The sequence below is a fragment of the Flavobacterium frigidimaris genome, from assembly GCF_002217275.1.
GTDB lineage: Bacteria > Bacteroidota > Bacteroidia > Flavobacteriales > Flavobacteriaceae > Flavobacterium > Flavobacterium aquidurense.
Map to the genome: position 1 here is coordinate 102,518 of NZ_MUGV01000018.1, position 26,971 is coordinate 129,488.

Consider the following 26,971-nt stretch of genomic DNA (forward strand, 5'->3'; position numbering starts at 1 on the left):
TGGCTATAACGTAAAGCTAGAGTATATTTCTCTTTTTTCATAGCTCATTTAGAATTTTAACTACTTCTTTAACGCCACAATCCAGTAGGTTTATTTGATTTGCAGCTTCAGAAGTGAAGTGCCCTGATATAGCTTCTTCTTCAATAATAGACAAACAAGCACTAAGATCTGTTAGCATAAACATGTCTAAACTGGACTTCATATTGTGCGCCAATTTTTTCACTTTGTCATGGTTATCACTTTTGAATACGTCTTCTAATTGTACAACTTCAGCCGGGATTTTTTCTATGAAAAGGGTTATCATCTCTTTTTTAAACGCCGGATCACCACAGGCCATTTCGTCTAAATAAGAAAAATCTATTCTTCTCTTCTTCACAGCGTTAACATCCTTGTTCATTACGGTTTTAATCGCTTGTAAAAGTGCCGCCTGCTTAAACGGTTTTGGTACGTATGCATCCATTCCAACATCAAAACAACGTTCCTGCTCGCCCACTAGCGAATGCGCCGTCATGGCGATAATCGGAATCGTTAAATTCATTTCATTTCTGATATATGTTGTAGTTTGATACCCGTCTTTAACAGGCATTTGAAGATCCATTAAGACAAGATCGTAGTTGTTTGCAGACAACAATTCTATTCCTGTTTCTCCATTTTCGGCAATATCCAATTCAAAACCAAAGTTTTGAATAACGCTCCTCACCAATTTCTGATTTAAAATATTGTCCTCGCAAAGTAGGATTTTAAGTTTACCCAATTTGTCTTTTGAAATTGATTCTGCTTTTTTATCAGTATGTTTTGCTTTTTTATAATGAAACACAAAGAAAAATTCGGAACCTCTATTCTGCTTACTTTTTACCTGAATTTCACTTCCGTGTAATTCAACTAGTTGTTTGACAATATTAAGACCAAGTCCGGTACCGCCAAATCTTCTCGTGGTACTTTCTTCTGCTTGTTTAAATCGTTCAAAAATTGTGACCAATTTATGCTCAGGTATACCAATACCGGTATCTTTAACAGAAAAACGAAGTGAATAATGCTCCTCTGTTTCATCAACTAATTTTACGGAAACCGTGACCTCACCTTCTTCTGTAAATTTGAGTGCGTTCCCGGTAAGATTCACTAATATCTGATTTAGTCTTCCCTGATCACCAATTACAAAGTCGGGCATATCAGCGTCCAGAAAAAGGTTGAATTCAATTCCCTGCGGAACCTTTACTTTAAGCAGCTTATAAATATGTTTAAGTGTCTTTTTTAAATTGAAGGGTTGCGCTTCAATAACCAAATTACCTGATTCTATTTTCGAAAGATCTAAAATATCATTCACTATCAAGAGCAGGTTTTCTCCCGCAATTTGTACATTAGAAATATAATCCTGCTGAACCGTATCGAGTTCTGTTTGCGCCAAGAGATCTGTAAAACCAATAATAGCGTTTAACGGAGTCCTAATTTCGTGACTCATATTGGCCAAAAAACTATCTTTTGCCAATACAGCGCGTTCGGCTATTTTTTTTTGGTTGTCGAGTTCAATGTTTTTTGTTCTTAATTCCAGTTGGTTTATGACGTGTTTTGCTACTATTGAAAGTGCATTACGCTGACTTTCATTAAGTTCTTTACAAACATGATCTATGGCACAAATTGTTCCGATATTATGCCCGTCGGGCGTTGTTAAGGGCACTCCTGCATAAAACCTCACTTTAAAACCACCGGTAACATTGGGATCATCTTTGAATCTGTCGTTTAGATGCGTATCCGGTATTTCAACCATATGGGAATCCATAATGGTATACCTGCAAAAACTAATTTCACGAGGAACCTCTGATACTCCAATTCCTATCTCAGATTTAAACCACTGACGGCTTTCATCTATAAAGGAAATATGCGCGATGGGCACACCGCAGATATAAGAAACAAGTTTGGTTGCATCATCAAAAGCATGTTCAGGTAAGGTGTCCAGAATATTGTAACGTTTTAATGCTGCAAGACGTGCCAGTTCGTTGTGTGGTATAGGTTCTTCGGTGTTATTCATTGTATTGAGGAGTAAAATGTAAATATAAATAATTTCAAATAAAACTTTGCCGAAATGTTTAACAGTGTCACTGCATACAGGAAAGAATCTCTTGTTGTTTTATTTTTAAATAGCTCCAAAAATGCATTTTATAACCTGAATTTCCATGGTACGAGTATTTCTTAAAATTAATTTTACAATTACAAAATAAGAGAAACCGTACCTTTATCTTTTTGTTAAACAACCCTAAATTTCTTAATAACAGGTATATATACGTAGTTATTTTTGCAACATATGTGATACTTTTGAAAGCCCCTAAAAATATTTTTTAACTAATTCATTTTTCATTAAAATTATGAACTCAGATTTCTTTGAAACAAATAACTATTTTGTTGACAAAAAAAATAGTTTTCAGGAGCACTATAATGTATACAATGACAAGCGCGAACGCATTGGCAGAATAAAACAAAAATTAACTGTACTACAAAAAATATTACGCCTAACAATAAGCAAAACATTACTTCCTTTTTCTATTGAAATTAGAAGTGCTAATGGTGGTTTAGAAGCTTCGATATTAAAAAAAGGTATCTTTTCAAAATCTCAAATTATTGTACAGGATGCTACGGGAAAAAAAGTGGGAATCATTAATAAAAAATCCAATCATTTTAAACCTGCATTCAAAATTCTAAACAATGCAAACGAAGTCATTGCCGAAATAGGTGATGTCTGGAAAAAATCTAATTTTATTATTAATGATCCGTCAGAAAACCAAATAGGCACGATTGATAATGACTGGAAAGGATCAATGAAAAATGTTTTAAGATCAGGCAATAGCTATAATGTAAATATAGCGACCACCTACAATAATAATGAAGAAAAAGTTGCAATATTATCTTCTGCTATTGCTTTAAATATGTTTTTTTAACCCTGATAGTGGTTAAGTTTAACCCATTTATAATAAAAAAATAAGAAAGGGAATTGTATTTTACAATTCCCTTCTTCTATTTAACCTCTCAGCAAACAATTAATAAAACTAAATAAAATTATTTTTTAACTAAAATGAGATTTAATTTATCATTCTAATTATTTGTTTTAAAACTAAAAATTCCTTCTTTCAACCAATCCAAATATTCATTTATATCTGAATTATAGGCTGATGGTTCGCTCAATAAATCGCCATTATTATTAATTAGAACGTAAAAAGGCTGTGCATTGGTTTTATAAGTTATTGTTTGAAATTCACTCCATTTTTGTCCAATATATTTGATTTTTTTTCCGGTCAGTTTGGAAACATCTTTTTCATTTTCCGGTAATTCTCTTTTGTCATCAACATACAGAGAAATCAAAACCAGATCTCCTTTTAGAATTTTTAATACTTGTTCATCAGACCAAACATTATCTTCCATTTTTCGACAATTTACGCATGCATGACCAGTAAAATCTATCATCACAGGTTTTCTCCTTTTTCTCGCATAGGCCATTCCCTTATCATAATCTGTAAAAGCTATGATATTATGAGGTCCAAACTCTGCTCCTTCCGGAAGATTTACAGTTTCACCTGAAACAGCATTATTTCCAAAGCCATTGGGAATTTCACTGTAATTTAAAGGAGGTGGAAAACCACTTATCATTTTTAACGGTGCGCCCCAAATTCCGGGAATGAGATAAACAGTAAAAGATAAAACGATAATTCCAAGCCCTAATCGTCCCACACTAATATGCGACAACGGACTATCGTGTGGCAATTGTATTTTTCCAAATAAATAAAGGGCTAATGTTGCAAAGATTCCAATCCAGATTGCTAAAAAGGTTTCTCTTTCCAGCCAGTGCAATTGTAAAACCAAATCGGCATTGGATAAAAATTTGAAAGCCAGAGCCAGTTCCAAAAATCCTAAAAACACTTTTACAGAATTCAGCCATCCACCCGATTTTGGTAAAGAATTCAACCAACCCGGAAAAGCTGCGAATAAAGTAAAAGGCAAGGCTAAAGCCAACGAAAAACCAAACATTCCCATGAAAGGTGCAATTCCGCCTCTTGATGCTGCTTCGACCAATAATGTTCCTACAATCGGTCCTGTGCATGAAAAGGATACAATTGCCAAAGCTAAAGCCATAAACAATATCCCGATAATTCCACCTTTATCTGCCTGATTATCGACCTTGTTTGCCAATGAATTGGGAAGCATAATTTCGAAAGCGCCCAAAAACGAAAAGGCAAAAAACAGCAATAACAAAAAGAAAATCACATTGAACCAAACATTAGTTGAAAGCGCATTTAGTGAATCGGCTCCAAAAGCCCAGGTTACGACAGCCCCAAGAAAAATGTAGATTGTGATAATAAAAATTCCGTAAAAAATGGCTTTTCTAATTCCCTGTGACTTCGATTTACTTTGTTTGGTAAAAAAGCTGACTGTCATTGGAATCATAGGAAACACGCAAGGTGTCAATAAGGCGGCAAAACCAGAGAAAAAAGACAATATAAAAATCGTCCACAAACTATCTAATTTCGGTTGGTGCAATTTCTTTTTAGCCGCAGTTTTTATTGGCAAAACAGGTTTTTTTTCCGAAACTGTATCTGCTTTAATTTCAATTGAAGCTGAAGAATCAATCCTGCCAACTTCGGTGATAGCTTCCGGAATCGTTTTATCAACAATTGGCTGAATTGTTGGATTCACATTAAACTCCAATTCATCATAAGTTGGAGGCAGACAATTTTCGTCATTGCAAACCATAAACTCCACTTCAGCTTTGATTTTGAAAGGTTTGTTTCTATTAACTTTTATAAGCTGTTTAAAAGAAGTTTCCTTTTCAAAAAATTTAATCTGCAACTTAAAAATGGGATCATTGATCGTTTTTCCCTTTTCTTCTTTTACATTTTCAATTAATTGAAAATCAGGAGTTTTAGAAAAGGTAAAATGAGTTGGAATTGGTCCTCCATCCGCCACAATCTGACTGTATAAATGCCAGCCGTTTTCGATTACAGCCTGAGCATTTAATTCATATTCAGTGTCTGAAATTTTCTTTACACTGGCTTTCCACTTGATGGGATTGTATATCTGAGCCTCCGCCATCATTGAAAAAAACAATAGCAGACTTACTAAAAACAGGTTCTTGTTCATGGGTGAAATTTTAAAAAAAAGAGGGCTGAATAGCAAAAAACAGCCCTCTTATATTTCCTATACAGCTTATCTCGCTTACTAATTCAAAATATTTATTGATAGGAAAAACAAATTAAACACTTTTATAAAAAAATTTGAAGACTATTGAAGCGGTTTAAACACTACTTCTGAAGCATCGGCTTTGCTAAAGAAAGAAATCGCGAAGTCCTGAATATCTTTTTTGCTCATATTATTTACAATATCAAAGTAATTTTTAGGGTCCTCCATATTGTAATTGTTCTTGAAATAATTGGTCATCAAATCCATACTGTAACTATTAAAATCTTTGCTGTCTGCTCTTGATTTTATATAATTAGTTTTGGTTTTCTCCAGATCTCCTGCAACAATTTCCCCTTTCTTAATTTTCTCAATTTCCTGATATACTATCGGTAATAAATGCTCCACTTTGGCAGCATCACAATCAAATGAAATCTGAAGATTTACTTTTGGAACCGGTAATTTTTCCATCGCACATTTTACTTGCGCACCATACGTTCCGCCTTCTTTTTCACGCAGACTTTCAGTATATCTCAACGTTAAAATATCACCTAAAAAAGCGGCAGTAATTCTATTTTTTTGCGAATAAGGGCGTTCCTCCTGATATACAATTCTCACGGTACTCTTTGGATTTTCCATTTTGATAAAAATATCCTTATCGATTTTGGTAGAAATCCATTTTGGACTATTGTTTTTAAACTTTTCATCACGTTTAATACCATTTATACTTGCAATATATTTCTCAAGTAAAGGTTTTAGAACCTCGGGAGTCACATCTCCAACTATATAAAATTCAAAATTAGACACATCCGAAAAACGATTCTCATAAATTGATTTCATCTTATCGAAAGACAAATCGTCAATATATTTCTGATCTACCGGACGTACTCTTGGATTATTTTTACCATAAATAGCAACCGTTAAACTATCCTGCATTTTTGCATTAAGATCTTTTTCTTTGTTTTTTAAGCCATTTTCTAATCTTTGTTTCATCAATGAAAACATATCAGCATCAAATCTTGGTTTTTGAAAGCGTAAGTAAACTAATTGCATCATGGTCTCAATATCTTTCACATTTGCAGAACCTGAAACCATTTCTGTCAAAGACTGGATCGAAACGCTGGTATTTGCAGTTTTCCCTTTCAGTACTTTTTCTAAATCTGTATTCTTGAAAACTCCAATCCCAGACATCATGGCAAGACTTGTTGCACGATCTGCCGAAGGAATATCCTGAGGATCATACAAAGAAGTTCCGCCAAAACTTTCCGCTTTTAATTCTACCTCCTTTTTATTTTTGTCTGCAAATTTATAATGCACTTTTACGCCATTACTCAGCACATAAGTCGTTGCATCAATTGCTGTCGTTTTTTGCTCTGAAACAATTTTCCCAGGATTTAAAACGGTATCCCCCATTAAGCTTTGAGCTACAAAAGTGTCTACATACGGTTTTAAAGTAGGGTCGTTTTCGGCTTTATTTATGATTTCGTAAGCTTGCTCGTGCGTTAGGTTATTTTCGTTTTCAACTCCTGTAACTGCAACTACTCTATTGTTTTCCGAGTACAATTCAGTAAGTTGTTTTTGAAGGATTGCGGTATCTATATTTTTTAAAGCCGCTTTTTCCATTTCAAGTTCTTGCACAGGATCGTTGATGATTTCATGTTTTAAATAATCACTTTTCACCATTTCAATCACGCTTTTATGCGAAATCTCGTTTATCTTTTCTACATAATTTTCATAAGTTGAAATTCTATCGGCAACGGCTCTTTCTATTTCTCCTTTAGAAAATCCAAATTTAGAAGCACGTATCCATTCGTTCATAACTGCGGTAAAAGCAGCCTGCTGTTGGTTTGGTTTAGGCGAAATACTAGCGAATGAAATATCATTTAATCGACTAAAACTCTGAGTTCCAATTTGCGCACTCTTAAAAGGACAATCCTCTTTTTGTGCGATTTCACGTAATCTGTTATTAATCAATGAAAATGCAACGTTACGCTGCGTAGATTTTTCAAAATCAGCAAAATTATGGTCTGGTTTTTCTGCTTTACGACGCATCATAAAAATGATACTTGCAGAAGATATTTCTTTATCCAAAGCCAATTTAGAAGTTGCTTTATCATTGTCCGGAATGGCGATTTCAATACGTTTTTTAGGATTTGAAGGCGCCGGAATATCTGCAAAAAGCTTCTTTATTTTTTCTTCAATTTCTGTGGCATTAATATCTCCAACGATGGCAATCGCTTGTAAGTCCGGACGATACCAATCTTTGTAAAAATCTTTTAATGTCTGATAATCAAAGTTTTTGACAATTTGCATGTCACCAATTGGTTTGCGATAAGTATACAAACTGTTGTTGTAATAAAATGGCGAAAGCTGGTCGTAAATACGGGCTCCTGCATTTTGTCTTGTTCTCCATTCTTCTGTAATTACACCGCGCTCAGCATCGATTTCTTCGTTTGTTAAAGACAAGAAATTAGACCAATCGTGCAAAACCAATAGACACGTATCAACTACTCCTCCATCTTTTGACGGAATATTATCCAGATTGTAAACTGTTTCGTCTGTGCTCGTGTAAGCGTTGATATTTTTGCCAAAAACAGCTCCTTGTTTTTCAAGTGTGTTTAAAATTCCTTTTCCTTCAAAATGTTTGGTTCCGTTAAAAGCCATGTGTTCCAGAAAATGCGCCAAACCTTTTTGTTGGTCATTTTCTAAAATTGAACCTACGTTTTGAATGATATAATAACTGGCTGTATTTTTATTTACCGTTGTCGCATAAATATAATACGTCATTCCGTTTGGCAATACTCCTTTTTTTATTTTCTGATTGACCGCAATCGCGTCATTTGCTTTGAAATTTTGAGCATTTGAAACGAAAATATTTCCAATTGCCAGCAATAAAACAAAGGCAGATTTGTGTTTTTTAAACATTATATATTTCTTTTTTAATTTTTAGTTTCTGAATATCAAACACATAGATACATAATTAAGTCTTACTTATAAATCTATGTTTCTATGTGTTTAATAATTTAGTTAATTATGACTTCAATAATTTATCCAGCTGTACTTTTAATTCTGGACTTGAAGGTCTTAAAGCATCAGCATTGATGATGTTTCCTTTTGGATCAAATAATAAAAATCTCGGAATGGAATTCACTTCGTAATTTTTGGCAACATCAGAACTAAAATCTTTATCAGCCATAAGTTGAATTCCTTGCAACTGTTCTTTCTTTACGAAATCTTTCCATTTTTGATTGTCTTTTGCTTTGTCTAGTGAAAGACTTACGAACACAATATTTTTGTCATGATATTCTTCTTCGATTTTTTTCATGTATGGAATTTCTGCTTTACAAGGTCCGCACCAAGTTGCCCATAAATCGATGTAAACGTATTTTCCTTTAAAATCTGAAAATGAAACTGGTTTATTGTTGATGTCGTTATAACTGAATTCCAATCCTTTTTGACCTACGCTTTTATGAAGTACTTTTTCGTATTCAACTAAGAATGATTTACTTGCATCAGAAATCATATATGGTTTGATAGCTGGTGCTATATTTTCGTATTCTTCGATTTTCATTCTCGAAGTAGCTATTGCATCACGCAAGTAAACATCTTTCAAAGTTGGATCTGTAATATGGGTGATGGCTTCTGTCATATCAAAACGTTTCGCTGGACCTTCAGCATTAATATGAATATACATGAAATAATTTGACATTTCTGAAACTCCATTTGCCAATTTTAACAAATCAGGATCTGTAAATTTTTTGTCTGTCTGCCACGTTTTTATAATTGCCGGACGATCGTTTTTTTCAGGAAACGCAGTTCGTGGCATTCTAAAAAAGAAATAACTTAATTCCTCAACATCAGTTGCAACTGCTAATTTCAATAGTTTATTAAACGAAGCGTCTTTGGTATTAATGGTTTTCGAAAATGCATTAGCTCTTGCCACACCACCATCAATCCACGGATAAAAATCTAAATAAGTAATATTACCTCCTAGCTGTGCAAAAACAGCAAATTCATTGTAAATATCATTTGCTTTCTGAACTAAGGCATTCTGACCTACATTTTTTCCGCTTAAAGCGTAAGTATCTTTACTGATTGCAATATTAATATCCAATTTTGGTTCTAAATACAAACGAATTAATTGCTTTCTGCTTTTCATTTGTCCGAAATCAACATAGTAAAATCCAGAAGTTGTAATTGGCAGCATAAACCCAAATTCGCCTAAGGAATTTACTTTTGCAGTTGCAGCTACAGCGGGTTTTCCTTCTTCGGCATTGTAGATTGTGATTTCTTTGATTTTGGCATCAGGAATATCGATTGTTCCTTTAATAACAGCATACTCAGAAGCAGCTGAAGCAAAACTGAACTGCCCAATAAAAATGGCAATTAGAAGTAGGTAGATAGTGTGTTTTTTCATAATTTTTTGTTTTTTGATTAAAGTGAGATTCTCACAGATTGTTCGTTCTGTTCGATGATAAAATCTTTAGTTTCTTTGTTGTTTTTTAGTTTTTTAATAGTTTCGGGGTTGCGCAAATCGGTAATTTCAAAATCGTTGATTTGTGTTATTTTGGCACCTGGCTGAATCTTTTTTAAATCTTCATTTTCGGTGTTCATAATTTTCTTTATAATCAGATTATTTTCTTCGTCAAAATCTAAATCAAGTCCTGACAGATAAAAAGACGAAGGTCTTTTAAAGCTTTTATTGGGTTCTAAATAAACCGTTTTGTGCAATAAATCGATTGTAAAATTGAAACGCCTGATTAACTCGAAACCGAGAGATCCATCCGCGGAAGCCCAGTTTTTATTCTCTTCCTGATATTCCTGCACTGCGATTGTTATGTTCGAAAAATCATTTCCGGCAATCGATATTTTCGGAATTTCTCCTCCAATAATTTGCGTTTGATGTCCTAGACTGAAATTTGTCGACGTGAATTCTGGTGTCACACTTTGCTGTAAATTATTGTTATGATTAAAAGGTCCAAAAGCAATCAAATTGTAACCCGCGCCGGTATCAAATGTAAAATTGCCTTCGACTGTTTTTTTATCCTCAAGAGTCAAGCTCAATTTGACAACTGGCAATCCGGTTTTATAATCAAAAACTAACGGTTTTACTTTGCCGTCGTACACATAATTTCCAAAATTGTATAAATCGATAGTCTTGGTGTCAAAATTTACTTTTGTGATGTAATTGCGTAATAAATTGGCGCCGAATATACCGTCATAAACACCGCTTTTTGGAAAAATAACAAGTCCTTGATTTTTAAGAATCTGATTTCCAATATAAATGGTGTTATCAGCAGAATACTGTACTTGCTTGCTTCCTCCAACGACCGATGCTGTTTTGCTTTTTGTTACTACAACTCCAGCTTTGTAAGCACTGTCGGGATTCAAAGCCATTCCGTCGGCTCCGGTATCAAAAAGCATTAAAAATTCGCGTTCCGACTTGTTTAATTTTATTTTGATAGCAATTCCATTTTCGATTATTTCAAACGGAATACTGGCTAATTTTTGAACAGCTGCATTTCGGTCAACTCTGTATAATCGGTCAAAAAAAGTCACATACAGTATTTTATTTTCTGGATTGAAAACTATTTCTGATGCCTTTTTTTCCTGTCCTTTAAAGTAAAAATCGACGGAAACACGGGTTTCATTTTTAACTACAGCAGATTTTCCAATTTGTAAAGAATCCAATACCGGAAAAGCATTAAAAATACTTGTCAGATAAAATTCATTTGAAGAGGAGTCTCCCGCTCCAACATTAAACTGCGGCGCTAAAAGATCTTTCAAACTGTTGTAATCTTTCTTTTGAAATGACTGTTCGAAGGCTTTAACAAGCTGCGGAATATCGCTCTTTTGGGCATTCGCCAAAAAAGCAATAAACAGCATCAGAAACATCAATATTTTTTTCATTTAAAATTATTTTTGCAATGTATAGGTGCTATTTGATGCTTTAACAACACCAAAATCTTTCAGTAAAAAACCTTCAAATCTTGTCCATTCTTCAGGAGTATAAAGTGTTTTATACTGATCGATTAGTTTTTTGAATGAAGCCAGATCGTTGGTTTTTTCAAACTCTTTTTTCTTTTTCATTAAAATGCCAAATACGTGATTGGCAACACTAGATTTTCCATAATCATTGTATAATTGATTGGCATTTTTTAGAAATAAATCATCGTATTGATTCCCTACTCTTAATCCGGTAACAATTACAAATGGAACTTCATCTAATATTGATTTAGATTTCAAATAACCATCCAACACTTCAAAAGGCACGCTTCTTTTACCAGCCATAAACGCTTGCTCATAAAATTCCGGATAGTCTTTTACATCAATCTTAGTGCTATATTTCTTGAAATTTCCCTTTTTTGCGCCATCTTTTGCATTTTGAAGCAATGCTGTGAATTGATCGACTGGCTGAAAACCTGCTGCGATATCAATTACTTTTCCATCGGAATTAATTAATAAGAAGGTTGGAAAACCGGTTACGCCATATTTCATGCAAAGTTTTTTTCCGATTTCTTCCTTCATAATATCCGATTTGAAAGTGACAAAATCAGAGCTTAGAATTTCTGTAACTTTTGGGTCCGGAAATACTTCTTTATCCATTTTGGCACAAGGCATGCAGCCTGTAAAATACAAATCGACAAATATCAATTTCTTTTCGGCAACAGCTTGTTTTTTAACCAATTCCCAGCTCTCATCTGTAGATTGTGTCTGGGCTTTTAAGGCAATAGAAGGACAGGCAAGCAGCAAAAATGCACTTGCAATTTTTAAAATACGTATCATAAAAATGTGTTTTTTGGGTTTAGCCGAATGTGTCTTTCAACATTCGGCTTTTATTTTTTTTTAGGTTATCGTAATCGGTAAGCGACATCAACAATTTTGCTCAAACCGGTGTAACTATTGTCAAGAATTAAATTTCCGTTAACTGGCGGAACAGTATATAATTCTAATGTTCCTGTGGTTCCGTAGCTTCCAACTATTAACTTTTTGGCAAAGGTTTTGGATCTTGCATTAAAATCTATAAAAGTAATTTCATCAGCACCTTTGTCGAGCATTAACTTGGCTTTTTGCGTTCCGTTATCGTACTCATATAATTTTCCTCCAACGGCATAAAACAAATATCCCGAATCTGGGCTTACGGCAAACTTGGTCGCTTTATCAAAATCTGGCGCATTGAGAATTTCTTTGTAATAAACTTGTGCAAGTGCAGTAGTGAAACGCAATAGATTAAATTTACCAGTCGTAATATCTTTTAGTACTGCGAAATTTTCACCAAAATTAAAAGCTGAAGTGGTCATAAAAACCAAATCACTATTGGTATTATTCCAATCTATAGAGTTTGCCGAAGGTGTTACTGTTGGCATCATTGAACAAGTACCTTTTGACATTTCGTAACGTATAAAACGGCGTTTATCACGATCATAAAAAATTGGAGCACCGCTTGAACCAAAATTTTCAGCTATAAAAGGGGCTGCGTAAAAGTTCTTAGTTTCGGTATCAAGTTTGTTTTGAGGCAAACCATATTTAAATTGAAATGTTCTGTATAAAGCATAAATATCACCTTTGCTGTAAAGAAAATTTTGCCCTGCTAACGGAGATTTCATAAAGTCGACTCCAAAATTAGTTGGAAGCGCGCCTCCAACAGTTTCGTAGGCAATATTTTGAGACAATGTCCATCCAAATGAATCCGGGTCTAATCTGGCTGTACCACTCTCTGAAGCCGTTACATAAACTCCGTAGATAATTGGAGTAACAAATGGCTGATTGAAACACTCTACATCGACCGCTTTTCCTGTCAACTTTAATGCTGAACCCGACGCATCTAAAACATCAATAATAATGCGCGGTTGTGCAACACCCGGAATAATGGATACCATGTCTAAACGCGCTTTTCCGTTAACATCGCCAATTACCAGCCATCCTTCATAAATAGATGAAACCACGTTTAATACAAAAGGAGTTTGTTGCCATTTTACACCTGTTACTTTATCTTTAATGAAATAGTAAACATTGTATTGTGCTGGCGGCAACTTTAATAGCCCATCCAAATTTTTAGTTGTTGCAAACAGTATTTTAGCCTCTGCTCCCAGTTTAACAGGATTTGCTGCAACCCATTCATAAGTATAACGATCAGGATCTGTTCCGTCATCTTGGGTTGGATTTAATTCTGGTGTTATTTTAAAATTTTCTCCGCTATAGGCTGTGTATTCTTTTTGAATTCCAGTTACTTTCAATTCGTTTATAGCTGTATAATCATAATTCCCTTCATCATTCGCACAGCTGCAACCCAAGAGAATAAGCATTATTACTGTAAATTTTATTTTTATTTTTTCTAACATTTTGTTGAATTTTTAAAATTAGAATGATTTTTATAGGAAGAACATTTCAGTACCATTTTCGTCATAAATAATATTCCCCATTGCTTTTTGATCTGCGAGGTAGCGTTTCATAAAATTGCCGTAATACTGAATATCTGCAATCGCCAAACCAGGTGATCCCAGTTTTTGGTTAAACATCTCCGGCTCTAAATGAATCAAATCACACATTAAAAAGAATTTTTTGGCTGAAAAAGTGCTCAAATAAGTAGTAAACCAACCAGGAGGCTGTGTTAATTTATCATCAATAGATAATTTAAAACGAACATGGCTCATTGTTTTTTTTGTTAAAACATTTGTAACGGTGCTTTCCATTTTAGTAGTAAACGCTTCATTTTCTTCTAAATTTAAAACAAGCAAGAAGCTTTTGTTTTTCATTTCCGGAGTTCTAAAGAATTTCACTTCAATGGTATCTACTTCTCTTCCGGCATGCATTACTATATTGTCAGGAAGTTTAAAATGTGTTCCCTGAACAGCTGTAGATGAAGGATCAATTGACACTTTCACTTTTCTATCGGCATCACTTAATTTACCCTGAACACGAATCGGAATTTTATATGTTTTCTCGATAATTACGGGTTTCTCTAATGCAAAACTTACTCCTACGCTGTCTGTTAATATTCTAAGTGCCGTAATTGGGTACACTGAAGGCGAAAAATAAATATTATCTGTGCCTGAGTATGTTTGTATTTCTTCCTGATTACATGATGTAAGGCTCAAAAAGGCTAAAAAAACAATATTTAAAATGAATATTTTTTTCATGTTTACTTTTTTAAATTATTGAAAATTAATCTCAGAATCCGGCAATGGCAAAACGTATTGAAGTGGTCCCATTGTCACGTTACCAGAAGCAGCTGAACCAAGTGGAATCGTAGCTGAATTGATTCTTTTGTAGTAAAAAAACAATTGACCTTCGCCCATAAATTCTTTTTTATACTCTTTTGTAACTTCTGTTGCTACAACTGCCGTCGCTGCCAAATTTGTCAAACCACGGTTAAAACGAAGTGTATTCAAAAAAGCAATTCCATCAGCAGGAACCGGAGCAGTTTCGGCCGCAATCAAATACATTTCTGAAAGTTTTAGCATAGGAATCTGCAAACGGAAAAGTTTTGTTTTATCGGTTACATCTTCATATTTAAAAAAAGTTTTCTGGGTTTTTCCGCCAACAATCGGAATTTTCCAACTTGGTAAGCTTCTGTAATCATTATCATTAGATTCAAAAACAGCTGTTAATCGGCTCAATAACGGAGCATATATGGTGAAATCATCTAAGCTGGAATCGAATAAATCTTTCTGTTTCGTATATAGAGTGTAATCACTTAATGAAAAGAAATTTTCTGAAGAAAAAGTTCGGTCAGGATTAGCAGCATTTGTGGCTTCTAAAAATGGTGTCCAGGGAAAAAATTGATTTGATTTCGTAAATGCAATCACTTCATTTGCTACCGTCGATGCTCCAACTTTATCTCCCGAATATAAAAGAACGCGGGCTTTTAGACATTTTACGGCTAAATAATTCATTCTTTGTCCACGATTTGCAGCATAATACGGATTACCATCAAATGCTGATGAGGCCGCATATTTTCCCACGGTCAATATCGGGTCTTTTGTCAACAAGCTTAAAGACAAATCTAAATCAGCAAGTACTTTTGCGACTACTTCTTTAGCTGGCAAAATCGGATTACTGGTGGTTACGGGCTTATCATAATAAGGAACTGAAGGATCTCCGGGAGCGACTTTGTAAATTGGCCCAAATAAACGCAGCATGTCAAAATGAAGCATCGCACGAATGGCAATCGCCTCTCCTTTTAACAGATTGGCTTTTTCGACAGAGATAACTCCCGCATGCTCGTCTATGCTTTCTAAAAATTTATTTGAAGATAGAATGGTCGTATATGCTTTTTCCCAAATACCTGACAATGTTGCTTTTGGCGTTTTTTCGGCGTAAGCATATGTTGCCATTGAGGCTTGGTAATGAGTTCCGGAGATGTTGTATTGCTGTGCCAAAATCTCGACAGCATCCATGGTAAGCTGTTGTCCGTAAAGGCTTCTTGAAGACAATTGAAGATAAAGCCCGTTATGTACATTTTGAACTCCCGCCTCTGAACTATAGGTTTGGGATTCTAAAATCTGATCTTGTGGTACTACTTCCAAAAAATCACTACAGCTGCCAGCCGCCAGGGATACTAAAAAAAGGAATGTAATTTTATATAGATGCTTTTTCATAATTATTAAAATGATACGTTTAAACTAATTGAATAGATTCTTGAAAAAGGATAATCGATACCACGTTCTGCTTTTAAAGAGGAAACTCTGAAAAATTCGTTTGCTAATGCATTAAATCCAAATGCAGTTAAGCCTGCTCTTTTTAGCCAAGCGCGATCGGTAAATCTGTATCCCAAACGGATAGATTCACCAGAAACATAATCGTCTTTTTGTATAAATCTTGATGATATTGGTGTGGCGTTTGTTAAGCCAATAGCCTTAAATTCTGCCAGTTGCCCTGGTGTTGTCCAACGATCTGTAAAGGCTCTCTCATCTTGGTTATCAAAAATATTACTCTTCGCAATGTTCTCTACTTTGTTGTATAAAGCGGAGTTGAATCTCTCAGCACCAAAACTGTAACGTACGAACAATCCAAAACTAAAACCTTTGTAAGCCAAGTTTGTCGAAACAACGCCTGTTGCAGTTTCTCTTGAATTCCCCATCACAACTTCATCTTTTTTATCTAAAGTAAAAGTCGTCTGTCCGTTTTTCTTCAAGAAAACCTCTCTTCCGGTTGCAGGATCAATTCCTAAAGATGGAACTGCCCAAAGATCATTGCTGCTCGCTCCGTCATAATATCTTGTTAGACTTGTCGTTTTTTGAGCTGCATCATTTAAAGATGATAATGCATTGTTGAATCCGCCTAATTTATTATCTCCGGATGCGGACATTAAACCTACGCCCCAAATAAAGTTATTTCTTAAATCGTAAATGAAATTGTAATTTATTTTTATCTCTAAACCCCTGGTTGTCAAATAACCAACATTTAAAGGATAAGCAGTTACACCTGTCGAAGCGGCAAGATCGATCGCCACAATCTGTGGTGAAGTCTGACGTCTGTATGCGCCAAAAGTAGCCGTTAACCTGTTTCTGAACATTGCCAAATCTAATCCTAACGATAAATCCTTTGTTCTTTGAGGCTCTAAATTTGGATTTGCAATTTGTGAGATTCCTAAACCTGCTCCAAAAATATTGGTATTTGGATCGTAGGCATAAACATCATAAGAGGCATACCCCACTAAATTTTGATTTCCGGTTTGACCGATATTTGCACGTACTTTTAAGATATTTACAATATCCTCGTTCATTTTGAATTCATTATTCAAATTCCATCCAAAACCAATCCCCCAATAAGGTGAATATTTTTTATTGGTCCCAAAATTTGTTGCTCCGGACATTGTTTGTGTGAAATCGAACAAAAATCTTTTATCGTAAGCGTAATTCACCTGGTTTGTTAAATCAACACTTCGCACCAATTCTGACAAGGATGATGGTTTACCGTTTGGTTTATATCCAAAAGCAAACTCCGGAATCCCCTGAACTCCACTTGGAAATCCAATTAAATCAGTACCATAAGCCGTATTTTTTGCTTCTCTCCCTGATGCTCTGATGGTATAATTTAAAGAGTGAACATTATTAAAAACGTTTGAATAAGTTCCTCCAAGATTAGCTTCCCATTTTTTTCTTGAGATTTCATTTCTGTTGTAAGTTCCTTTTTCTGTTGCGATGTTATTAATAAACTGAGTATCATCAGGAGACACGAATGTTGTTGCATAAGTATTAAGCTGAGAAACAGATATGGCTCCTGTAGTTCTAATATGTGAATTCACATCATAATTAATAGCAAAATTATTCGTGAAATTAAAGTCATTCGATTTATCATAACTAGGCAAAAACACATTATATAGTGGATTAATAGCGTGATTTACAATGATTGGCTGTTTCTCTGGTATTGGCAAAGAAGTACCATCCATGTAACGTGTTATAACTCCGTTCTCATTATATTTTGGATAATAAGGACTGGCTTTTGCCCAGGTTTCAAAAGAACCATATTGCGATTCATTATTGTCTGCTCCCGAAACAAAGAAATTATTATTAAAACTTAGTTTATTTTTCTTGTACGTCAATGAACCATTATATCCCCAGGTGTTATGCTCAGAGCCTTTCATTGTACCCGATTTTGTTTTGTAATTTCCGGCAAGATTAAACCTAAATTCCTCTGATCCACCGCCAAATGACAAACTATGTCCTGAAGTTATTCCCATTTGAATTGGCTCGTTTAACCAATATGTATTTACACCACGGCGTACATCTGCAAGACGATTATTATACACTTGATCCCATTTGTATTGCGTAGCGGGAGTCGCTCCATCGCCTGCATAAAAAGCACCTGAAAGTCTTTCAAATTCTAGTTTTTGTTCTGCATTCATTAAATGATAAACACTTAAATCTGCAACTTCATAAGAGGAATTATATACGTATGAAAATTGCAGTTTTCCCGGAATAGGCTTATTGGTTTCAATAACCACTACTCCATTTGCTGAACGCGAACCATATAAAGCTGTAGAAGCCGCATCTTTCAATAAAGTGATACTCGCAATTCTATTTATATCTAAATCGACAACCTGCTGCAGCGTTGTTGGAAAACCATCCAAAATAAACAAAGGCTGATTCGGATCGTCTCTAAACTGGCTATCTACCTGATTTGAAGTTAAACTCGTTTGCCCTCTCACCTCAATAGTTGGCAAAACATTCGGATTTGAACCTACTAAATTATTATCTAATACAATAAAGGAAGGGTCTAAAGATTTTAAAGCCTGAACAGCATTTTGAGTAGAAACCTGTCTTAATTCTTCTCCTCTAAAAATGGTTACGGCTCCGGTAATTAATTCTTTTTTACGTACTGTAACTCCCGTATTTACTACAACTCCTTCAAGTTGTTTGGTTTCTTCCGCAAGTACAATGTTAATATTTGGTCTGTTGTTTACAGCAATAATTTCAGCTTTGTATCCAATAAATGTAAATAACAGAATTCCGTCATTTGGTGCTATAATGGTATACTTTCCATCAAAATCTGTTTGAGCCACTGCATTTGTTCCTTTGACTTTTACGTTAACTCCCGGAAGGGGTTCTTTTTTAGCATTAGTCACAATCCCTTTAATTTCGATCGATTTTGATTGAAAAACAACCACTTTTTCCGCAGGAATTTCTTTTACTAAAATGGTATTCCCATTGGTAAAACTGAAATTAAAATCTTTACTCGGAAAACTCGCCTGAAGCAATTCGTTTACTCTGATTTTACCTTTTTTCAGGTGAACTTTAGGTAATTTTTTAAATAAATCTTCCTGATAAATAAACGTATAATTCGTTTGTTGTTTGATAATGTCAAAAACTTCGTCAACTGTTACCGTTTTATCAGCGTTGATTACAACTTTAACATTTTGAGAGAAAAGATTTGCCGGCGAAAAACCAAAAATTGCAGTGCAAAACAAGAAAATAAAAGTTCTCATAATGTTAATAATTAGCCCTTTTCTAAAATAAAAAAGAGCGTCGGTTAATTTAAATTTCATAAATTTACATGTTAATTGGTTGGTTGGTTGTTAAAATTGACTTACTGATTAATACACAGAAAGGGATGAAGTGCGGTACCGTCGGAAGTCTAAACTTCAATCCCTTTTTCTTATTATTTCAATATTACTTTGTTGTCTTTTATTTCATAGGCAGTAATAAAATTAATATTCTTGATGGTTGTTAATATATCTTCGAGTTTTTGATTTTTATTCAATACTCCATTAAATTTTACATTTCCTAAAGCCGGATCAGCAAAGTCAATATCAACATCATACCAGCGTGACAATACTTTTGAAATATCTTTTAAAGTCATACTTTTAAATACAAAAAGACCTTTTCGCCATGAAGTTTCGTTATAAACATCTACAGTCGAAATACTGATATCAGAACTATTTAAACTTATTTTTGATTGCTGGCTTGGCGCCAAAACTTCTCTGTTTTTTGCGTTGCTAATCGCTACTTTACCTTCAACCAAAGTCGTATAAATGTTGGTTTCGTCTTTATAGGCTTTGATGTTAAACTGGGTTCCAATAACTTCAACATTCTGCAATTGTGTTTTTACTTTGAATTTTGAGCCTTTGTGTTTCGTACTTGGTGATACTTCAAAATAAGCTTCTCCATAAAGTAGTTCCACTTGTCGAGTTTCTCCATCAACAAAAGCAACCGGATATTTTAATTGCGATTCTGAATTCAGCCAAACTTTGGTGCTATCTCCTAATTGCACAAAAAACTGTCCTCCTCTCGGAATCGTTAAAAAGTTATTGGCAATTGCCTGATTTTTATTTTGTGAATTATAGATTAGTTTTTCTCCATTGCTTGAAACATTTCCGGTTGCATACGATTTTCCTTTTTCCAAAGCAATAACAGAACCGTCTTCTAAAGTCAATGTCGCTTTATCACTTCCTACCAAAATATTTTTGCTGGCAACAGCGGGTATATTTCCTTTTACATTTTTATCTGTATTAAACAATAGAGAAATAGAAATAAGCATTGCCACAGAAGCAGCCACAGCAATCCTGAAACTAGTTCGGGTATAGAATGGCTTCATCGGAATAACCTTGACCTCTTCAGCTTTCAATGTATTGTGAATTCGGTTCAACATTTTGTTCTGCAACTCTTCTTTAGAACCTAACGTTTCATCCCACTCTTCATTAGTCTGGAAACTTTCGTAAAAATTCAGCAGTACTTTATTCTCCTCCAAATTGGTTTCACCAGAAAGGTATCTGTTTAGTAATTCCAAAAATTCTTCTTTTTTCATTTTTCTTTAATATTAATCTGGGAGATATACTACTTAAGTATACAAAAAGGCATATACCCCCTAGTCGAGATGATACTTTTTTTTATTTTTATTGTTTTTTTTATTGAAAACATCAAAAAAAATAGGAAAATATTCATTTTACCATTCAAAAAACAGTACCCTAAATTTTACCAACCTTTTCTAACTTAAAAAACTGTAGTTATTTAATGAGATTTTTTGAAAGCCATAAAACCATAGCCATACTGGCAGAACTTCCCATTGATAAACGAATGGTGTGAAGCGCTTTTGTAATATGATTTTCGACCGTTTTTGTAGAAATGTCCAGACGTTCCGCAATTTCTTTATGACTCAATTGCTCTTCTCTGCTTAATTTGTAAACTAATTGGCATTTTTCAGGAAGTGTATCCACGATAGCATTAATCTGCTGCACTAATTCTTCGTGCATCAATTGTGTTTCAGGAGTTGCATGCTGAAAACGCTTATCAATATCATCAAATAATTCGACATGAATTTTGTCTTTATTCTTTTTGAACTGATTAAAAACCTGATAACGGGCGCAGGCATACATATAGCCTTTTAAGGAAATGTTAATCTCAAGTTTTTCGCGATTGTGCCAAATATTCATAAAGATATCCTGAATGATATCTTCACACAGCTCCTTATCTTTTAATACATTATAAGAAGAAACGAATAAAGATTGCCAAAATTTATTATACAATTCGGTCAATGCTGACTCATCACCATTGCGTAAGCGATCTATTAAAATAAAGTCGTAATTTAAATCCGAATTTGACAATTGTTTTTGTTTTGAAAAGGTATGTTTCGGCAAACATAATAAAATAATTCATATATTTTTAATTTGGTCTTTACCAACAACTTCAGTTCTTTTTGATTGTTTTATCTTAAGCAACAGCCAAATATATTTTATTCAAATTGAAGATTATTTTGTTAAGCCAAATTTCACAATCATCATTTTTTACCAGCCTTTAAAACTGATTTATCAAAAGTTGCGTAGTCTTTCATTTTTTGGTGCAGCACAACATTTTGAGTATGAAATCTTACTAAATATTTAAAAGATTTCGAAATGGTAATCTCAAAATTTATCCTTCAATTTTTTTATAATAAATAAATATGAAAGAAATTAAACACAAGAGTTCATCAAACCCATATTTTAAAAATACATCAAAAATAGCAGCTGCTTTTTTGGACTATTAAACTCCAAAAAAAACCTGTAAAGCAGCAACTTTACAGGTTTTAGGGTATCCCCAAATACCACTAAACATATAGCGAAATAGGCTTTATTAGCATTATTGCAATAAAACCCCTTTCGCTATATCAACTAAAAAACAATTTTAAAAATGAAATGATTTATTTTTTCTTTATTTTTAAATAGTACATGTCTATTTATTACAATAAAATCTGAATTCTGGATTGAAAAAACTGGGTGGCCCCTTTCAAACTATATCGGTCTAATATTCCGTAACCATAAGCAAATTCAAATCTGAAGTTTGCGGAGAGATACCAGTTTACCGTTGGCGTTATTCTCCAGAAACGCCCGCCTTCAATTAGTCCCCCATTCAATTCATTGGTCGAATATCTTAATGCAGCCTCGATTTCTCCCATTCCTCCCTGAAAAACAGATTTTTTAACCGGGATGAAGGTATAAATACCACTTGTCGTTGTATATGGTCTGCTTGCTCCTGTAAAAATGTAACTCATCATTACTTCTCCCCCATGAAAAACAGGATCGTTTTTTTCTTTTGAATTAAACATTTCCCAGTTATATTCTGTTCCAAATAGCCATGGTCCTTTGTTATAGTAGATCTCCCAGCCAATAAAAGTTCCCTGATTGGATGAAAAAGTACCTGTATCTATAAAAATGGGAGCTGTGTTTGATTCGGGTCTTGATTTAAGTCTGATCATATTATCCTCCGGCTGTCCAATTCTGAAATTACCTCCAATGTGAAGCGTCGTTTGTTTTTCTTCTGAATGAATAGGTAGCCAGGCAGCTCTCGTTATAAATTGCCAACTATAGGTACTAAATCCCTGCTTATGCGAAAGCCAGTCTGCAAAAATCCCCATATTCCACACAATTCCTAGTTTTGGAAGATAGCCAAGCCATTTTATACCATCACCTAGAATGGGTATCGCGTCAATATTCATATGTCGTTCTAAAGATTCTCCGGAGTAACCATTCATTACTTTACTAAGTGAGAAACCTTCTTTAGTACGACCAATAAAAATACTTCCCCAGATCTCTGGAGTTGCAATCATAACTCCTGACTCCCGAACGTACCATTCTTTCGCATCGCCATCATACATAAAACCGGCTTTCCAGGTTATGGTTCTTTTTGTTTTGAGCTGGCCGCCTATTAGGACCCTAAAATCACGAACATCAAAATCATATTTAAGTGGACTACCAATCGAATCCATTTGTCTTTTAGCTGTTGCATTTTGGGTATATCCAGCATATTCATACAAAAAACCGGCCCCCAACTTGATTGTTGTAATACTAGTGTCAAACATATTCCAGGGCAACTTTTTTTTCGTGGTTGTATCTACCTTTTGCAATACGTCGCCTTCGGTTCCATCTGGCACTGTTTTTTGTGTATCCTGACAGAAGGAACGACAAGGAAAAAGCAGCATTACAAAAACAATCAGAGCGACCTGCAATTGCTGTTGGGATAAACAATATAATATCGCTTTTTTGGCTTTCAAAATAAATTAATTTAGGTATTAATATTCCATGAATATTTTTTGAAGCTCATCCAGTTTTCTAGGCTTAAGTAAGGCTATCGTCAATAGAATTCTGGATTTTTGCGGATTAAGATTATAAGAAGCAATAAAACCTAACTCGTCATCATTGCACTCTACATTGCGCCCTACTAATCCAGTAGCAACACGCGTACTTCGCACGATAATAATGCCTTTTTTACTCGCTCTTGCACAAGCATCAAGCGAAGCTTTATTCATATTTCCGTTACCAACACCTGCGATTACAATTCCTTTTGCTCCTTTTTCAATTGACGCATCGATTAAATCGGGTTTCATATCGGCATCAGCATAGATAATATCAACGCGTGGAAAAGTGGTTACCCCTTTCACATCAAATTCAGAACTTTTTCCAAATTTTTGATCAGGATAATGGTAGAAATCATTCACTCCGTAGGAAGTAGTTCCTATCAGTCCGCGTATAGGGGACATAAAAGTCTGAACAGCAGTTGTACTCACTTTGGTTAAAGATTGTGCAGAATGAATCCAGTCGTTCATAACCAAAAGTACGCCATGCCCTTTTGCTTTAGGATCAGCAGCCACAGCAATAGCATTATAAAGATTTAAAGGTCCGTCAGCGCTAATTGCAGTCGATGGTCGCATCGAACCTACCAGTACAACTGGTTTATCTGTTTTTACTACCAAATTCAAAAAATAACCTGTTTCTTCCATAGTATCCGTTCCATGGGTAATCACAAAACCGTCGACATCCTTGCTGTTTGCCAGTTCATTAATTCTGTTGGCTACTTTCATCATTATATCAAATGACATATCCTGAGATCCTACATTCGCAATCTGCTCGCCTTTGATATCGGCCAGCTTCATCGCATCCGGCACTGCATTTACCATCGCATCAATGGTAACTTGTCCTGAAGTATAACCAGATTGTACACCACTTGCTGCAGATCCTGCAATGGTTCCTCCTGTTGCCAGAATTAGAACTTTAGATTTTGCCTGGGCAATTATAGCATTACTTACTAAGATTAGTAGTATTAGCAATATTTTTTTAAAAAAAATTGTGTTTAATTTCATGATATAGATTTTTAGTTGATGGTTTATTTTTGTCCGGTTAAACTAGCTGGGTCAAGCAATTTTTTAATTTGATCTTCGGTAAGCAATTTTTTCTCGCGTATAATTTCGAGAATTCCTTTGTTCGTTTCAAGCGCTTCTTTTGCTAATTCTGTTGTTTTTTCGTAACCCAGTACCGGATTAAGAGCAGTAACAATACCAACACTTCGTTCCATATAATGGTCTTGCACTGACTTATTTGCTGTAATACCTTCGATGCAATTTTTTCTGAATAAGGGAAATGTTTTAAAAAACAATCCTTGTGATTCCATCATGGCTATAGCTTCGACTGGTTCAAAGGCATTCAATTGCAGTAAACCGGAATGCGCGGCAAGCGTCACAGTCAGGTCATTCCCTATTACTTTAAAGCAAACTTCATTCATTAACTCCGGCATAACAGGATTTACTTTACCCGGCATAATCGAGGATCCCGGTTGAAGTGCCGGCAAATTAATTTCAAATATCCCGGCACGTGGTCCGGAGGCCAGAAAAATAAGGTCACTACTTATTTTTGACATGGCTACTGCCATACTTTTAAGTGCTGAAGAATAAAGTACAAATCCCTGTTGACTAGAAGTAGCAGCAATAAGATCTTTACTCATCACAATAGGTTTTCCTGTAATTTTAGCAAGATGCGTGGCCACCTTTTCAGCATAACCTGGCGAAGCGGTAATTCCGGTTCCTATTGCTGTCGCTCCCATATTTTGTTCACATAAAAACACTTCTACTTTTCGTAAAGCTGCAATTTCTGCGTCAAGCTGATTCCCAAAAGCGTGAAATTCCTGCCCCATTGTCATTGGTACGGCATCCTGTCCTTCGGTGCGACCCATTTTAAGAATGTCTTTAAACTCGTCTCCTTTTTTATGAAATGCTTTGGCCAGCAAATCAGCTTCTTTTATCAATTTATCATTGTGTAATAATAGCGCCACTTTAATCGCTGTTGGATAAACATCGTTTGTCGATTGTCCCATATTTAAATCGTCGTGCGGTTCTAAATATTGATATTCTCCTTTTTTATGTCCGCTCATTTCTAAACCTATATTGGCGAGCACTTCGTTGACATTCATATTGGCCGAAGTACCTGCACCACCCTGATACAAGTCTACCAGAAATTGATCGTGATATTTTCCGTCAATAACAGCCTGACACGCTTTTTCTATAGCTGCGAGCCTGTCTTTTTTAAGCCGGCCATCTTCTGCGTTAGCACGGGCAGCCGCCAATTTTACCATCGCAAAAGCTTTTACATAATCCGGATAAAATTGTGTTGTCATTCCGCTGATTTGGAAATTTTCAAGAGCACGCGCAGTCTGAACTCCATAATAAGCATTGTTCGGAATTTGCTTCTCACCCAAAAGATCTTTTTCAGTTCGGGTTTGAGCACTAAGGAAGCTGATGTATAATCCAAAGAGGATTACATAATGTATTTTTTTACACATGATATTTTGTTTTTTAGTTTTTGGTAACTTTTAGAGCGCTATTTTTTTTAGTTTTTTCTGTAGAATGCTTGCGAGAAGTTATACTTAAATGAGAATTGTACTTTTGATATAGAAGTACTCCATCCGTCGCTAAAATTTTCACGATCCCCCCATTGAAATTCAGCTCCCACCAAACAATTTTTTGCCGGAGAATACAATATATTTCCAACTACATATTGTCCTTTTTTGAAGGCATCAGGAGTTTGTCCATCAGAGTTATCAATATCAATCATAGAATAACCAATTGAGGTGGTGAATTTTTCACTCCACGAATGATCAAGAAAAGCAACTACACCAACCAAAGGAAGTGCGACACCTTTTACCGGCGTTACAGCATTTCCAGGATTATTCTCAATTCCAATATCAACTGGTGCATCGTTCATATAGTTCTGAATTCCTTCACCATACACAACCTGCCCTTTGAAAACGGTACTCTTTCCAAGTTTTACATTGGTACTCAGGTTCAATCCCCAGCCAAGAGCATCTCCGGATAAATCAAATTGATCGTTATTTTGATCTTTCCATTCAATCTTTCTCACAATACCCGCTAACTCCAGATATCCCCAGTTAAATCCATGATGATATTCTGCTGAAAGATCCGGCAACGGAAACCTTCCTTTTACGCCCTGAAGTTCTATACGGTTTTCATAAACTCCCTGATCAGCACTTGCTCCCGGTCTTTCCAATGCAATTGTCAAACGGGTATCGCCCTGAATGGGCATATAGCGTATTTGGATGTTACGGAAGAATACCATTCCTGTTGGACCCCAATATTCTAAAGTATTAGGAAAAACATCAATATCCATAAAAGGGCTCCACGTCTGACCGGCTCCAAATTTTCCTAACTCGGCATAAGCGTGACGCAAACGAAAAGTGGTTTGCCCTGCATCAACACCAGTTCCATATAATTCGAATTCGAATGTCGTTTTCAATTCTCCAATTCCGGTATCAAAATAGTTTTTAATACCAAATCTGGTCTGACGAACAGAGGCATAATAATTGCCGTCTGGTCCATATTCGTTTTCATAAGACGGTAATTTAGTAGGTCGAACTGCATCATACCAGTCTGGCTGAATCTGATTAAAATTATAGCCAATATCGGTCATGATAAAACCATAGATCTCCATACTTTTTTTAGCCTCGTCTTCCTGAGCCTGAATTAAGTTAAGTGCAAGAAAACAAATTACAATGGCCAAATATCTAATCTTAGCCATTTGAAAAAACATTCTTTTCATAATTACATTGGT

17 protein-coding genes are annotated in these 26,971 nt (G+C 35.0%); 1 reads left to right on the plus strand and 16 read right to left on the minus strand.

The features are described from left to right. Window positions 1–37 precede the first annotated feature (37 nt). Window positions 38–2,026 (minus strand): GAF domain-containing hybrid sensor histidine kinase/response regulator, encoded by a 1,989-nt coding sequence (locus B0A65_RS11070; protein WP_074658853.1) that lies wholly within the window; start codon window positions 2,024–2,026, stop codon window positions 38–40. A gap of 334 nt (window positions 2,027–2,360) precedes the next feature. Between B0A65_RS11070 and B0A65_RS11075 the strand changes: the two genes are divergently transcribed. Then, window positions 2,361–2,930 carry a phospholipid scramblase-related protein gene (locus B0A65_RS11075; protein WP_074658855.1) on the plus strand — a complete coding sequence of 190 codons (570 nt, stop codon included), beginning with the start codon at window positions 2,361–2,363 and terminating at the stop codon, window positions 2,928–2,930. A gap of 154 nt (window positions 2,931–3,084) precedes the next feature. On the opposite strand, the gene B0A65_RS11080 is transcribed toward B0A65_RS11075, so the two are convergent. From B0A65_RS11080 to B0A65_RS11150, 15 genes are all read right to left on the minus strand, one after another. After that, the gene (locus tag B0A65_RS11080) at window positions 3,085–5,124 is read right to left on the minus strand and encodes a protein-disulfide reductase DsbD family protein (protein ID WP_074658857.1); all 2,040 of its coding nucleotides are present in this window, start codon (window positions 5,122–5,124) and stop codon (window positions 3,085–3,087) included. A 141-nt stretch (window positions 5,125–5,265) separates the two neighbouring features. Beyond that, window positions 5,266–8,085, minus strand: a complete 2,820-nt coding sequence (locus tag B0A65_RS11085) for a M16 family metallopeptidase (protein ID WP_074658859.1) — start codon at window positions 8,083–8,085, stop codon at window positions 5,266–5,268. Window positions 8,086–8,191: 106 nt separating this feature from the next. After that, window positions 8,192–9,577 carry a TlpA family protein disulfide reductase gene (locus B0A65_RS23525; protein ID WP_074658861.1) on the minus strand — a complete coding sequence of 462 codons (1,386 nt, stop codon included), beginning with the start codon at window positions 9,575–9,577 and terminating at the stop codon, window positions 8,192–8,194. Window positions 9,578–9,594: 17 nt separating this feature from the next. After that, window positions 9,595–11,070, minus strand: a complete 1,476-nt coding sequence (locus B0A65_RS11095) for a retropepsin-like aspartic protease (RefSeq protein WP_083370406.1) — start codon at window positions 11,068–11,070, stop codon at window positions 9,595–9,597. 6 nt (window positions 11,071–11,076) lie between these two features. Beyond that, window positions 11,077–11,946: a thioredoxin family protein gene (locus B0A65_RS11100; protein WP_074658865.1), complete on the minus strand. Its 870-nt coding sequence runs from the start codon at window positions 11,944–11,946 to the stop codon at window positions 11,077–11,079. Between the two features lie 65 nt (window positions 11,947–12,011). After that, window positions 12,012–13,502, minus strand: a complete 1,491-nt coding sequence (locus B0A65_RS11105) for a PKD-like family lipoprotein (RefSeq protein ID WP_074658867.1) — start codon at window positions 13,500–13,502, stop codon at window positions 12,012–12,014. A gap of 30 nt (window positions 13,503–13,532) precedes the next feature. After that, complete coding sequence (locus tag B0A65_RS11110) at window positions 13,533–14,300, minus strand: DUF4843 domain-containing protein (RefSeq protein ID WP_074658869.1); 768 nt, start codon at window positions 14,298–14,300, stop codon at window positions 13,533–13,535. A gap of 15 nt (window positions 14,301–14,315) precedes the next feature. Then, window positions 14,316–15,761 carry a RagB/SusD family nutrient uptake outer membrane protein gene (locus B0A65_RS11115; RefSeq protein WP_074658871.1) on the minus strand — a complete coding sequence of 482 codons (1,446 nt, stop codon included), beginning with the start codon at window positions 15,759–15,761 and terminating at the stop codon, window positions 14,316–14,318. Window positions 15,762–15,766: 5 nt separating this feature from the next. Next, window positions 15,767–19,090 carry a SusC/RagA family TonB-linked outer membrane protein gene (locus B0A65_RS11120; RefSeq protein ID WP_207556422.1) on the minus strand — a complete coding sequence of 1,108 codons (3,324 nt, stop codon included), beginning with the start codon at window positions 19,088–19,090 and terminating at the stop codon, window positions 15,767–15,769. A gap of 173 nt (window positions 19,091–19,263) precedes the next feature. Next, window positions 19,264–20,409, minus strand: coding sequence for a FecR family protein (locus B0A65_RS11125; RefSeq protein ID WP_074658875.1), 1,146 nt, complete (start codon window positions 20,407–20,409; stop codon window positions 19,264–19,266). Between the two features lie 199 nt (window positions 20,410–20,608). Continuing rightward, complete coding sequence (locus B0A65_RS11130; RefSeq protein WP_074658877.1) at window positions 20,609–21,205, minus strand: RNA polymerase sigma factor; 597 nt, start codon at window positions 21,203–21,205, stop codon at window positions 20,609–20,611. A gap of 611 nt (window positions 21,206–21,816) precedes the next feature. Continuing rightward, on the minus strand, window positions 21,817–23,127 hold the full coding sequence (locus tag B0A65_RS11135) for an OprO/OprP family phosphate-selective porin (protein ID WP_123890322.1): 1,311 nt from the start codon (window positions 23,125–23,127) through the stop codon (window positions 21,817–21,819). Between the two features lie 18 nt (window positions 23,128–23,145). Further along, complete coding sequence (locus tag B0A65_RS11140) at window positions 23,146–24,213, minus strand: type II asparaginase (RefSeq protein ID WP_074658881.1); 1,068 nt, start codon at window positions 24,211–24,213, stop codon at window positions 23,146–23,148. A 23-nt stretch (window positions 24,214–24,236) separates the two neighbouring features. Beyond that, window positions 24,237–25,685 carry an aspartate ammonia-lyase gene (locus B0A65_RS11145; protein ID WP_074658883.1) on the minus strand — a complete coding sequence of 483 codons (1,449 nt, stop codon included), beginning with the start codon at window positions 25,683–25,685 and terminating at the stop codon, window positions 24,237–24,239. A gap of 47 nt (window positions 25,686–25,732) precedes the next feature. After that, window positions 25,733–26,959, minus strand: a complete 1,227-nt coding sequence (locus tag B0A65_RS11150; RefSeq protein ID WP_074658885.1) for a DcaP family trimeric outer membrane transporter — start codon at window positions 26,957–26,959, stop codon at window positions 25,733–25,735. Window positions 26,960–26,971: the final 12 nt, after the last annotated feature.

Bases quoted from the DNA above. Each gene is read 5' to 3' on its own strand.
- B0A65_RS11070 (WP_074658853.1), bottom strand. From the start codon at position 2,026: ATGAATAACACCGAAGAACCTATACCACACAACGAACTGGCACGTCTT.
- B0A65_RS11075 (WP_074658855.1), top strand. From the start codon at position 2,361: ATGAACTCAGATTTCTTTGAAACAAATAACTATTTTGTTGACAAAAAA.
- B0A65_RS11080 (WP_074658857.1), bottom strand. From the start codon at position 5,124: ATGAACAAGAACCTGTTTTTAGTAAGTCTGCTATTGTTTTTTTCAATG.
- B0A65_RS11085 (WP_074658859.1), bottom strand. From the start codon at position 8,085: ATGTTTAAAAAACACAAATCTGCCTTTGTTTTATTGCTGGCAATTGGA.
- B0A65_RS23525 (WP_074658861.1), bottom strand. From the start codon at position 9,577: ATGAAAAAACACACTATCTACCTACTTCTAATTGCCATTTTTATTGGG.
- B0A65_RS11095 (WP_083370406.1), bottom strand. From the start codon at position 11,070: ATGAAAAAAATATTGATGTTTCTGATGCTGTTTATTGCTTTTTTGGCG.
- B0A65_RS11100 (WP_074658865.1), bottom strand. From the start codon at position 11,946: ATGATACGTATTTTAAAAATTGCAAGTGCATTTTTGCTGCTTGCCTGT.
- B0A65_RS11105 (WP_074658867.1), bottom strand. From the start codon at position 13,502: ATGTTAGAAAAAATAAAAATAAAATTTACAGTAATAATGCTTATTCTC.
- B0A65_RS11110 (WP_074658869.1), bottom strand. From the start codon at position 14,300: ATGAAAAAAATATTCATTTTAAATATTGTTTTTTTAGCCTTTTTGAGC.
- B0A65_RS11115 (WP_074658871.1), bottom strand. From the start codon at position 15,761: ATGAAAAAGCATCTATATAAAATTACATTCCTTTTTTTAGTATCCCTG.
- B0A65_RS11120 (WP_207556422.1), bottom strand. From the start codon at position 19,090: ATGAGAACTTTTATTTTCTTGTTTTGCACTGCAATTTTTGGTTTTTCG.
- B0A65_RS11125 (WP_074658875.1), bottom strand. From the start codon at position 20,409: ATGAAAAAAGAAGAATTTTTGGAATTACTAAACAGATACCTTTCTGGT.
- B0A65_RS11140 (WP_074658881.1), bottom strand. From the start codon at position 24,213: ATGAAATTAAACACAATTTTTTTTAAAAAAATATTGCTAATACTACTA.
- B0A65_RS11145 (WP_074658883.1), bottom strand. From the start codon at position 25,685: ATGTGTAAAAAAATACATTATGTAATCCTCTTTGGATTATACATCAGC.
- B0A65_RS11150 (WP_074658885.1), bottom strand. From the start codon at position 26,959: ATGAAAAGAATGTTTTTTCAAATGGCTAAGATTAGATATTTGGCCATT.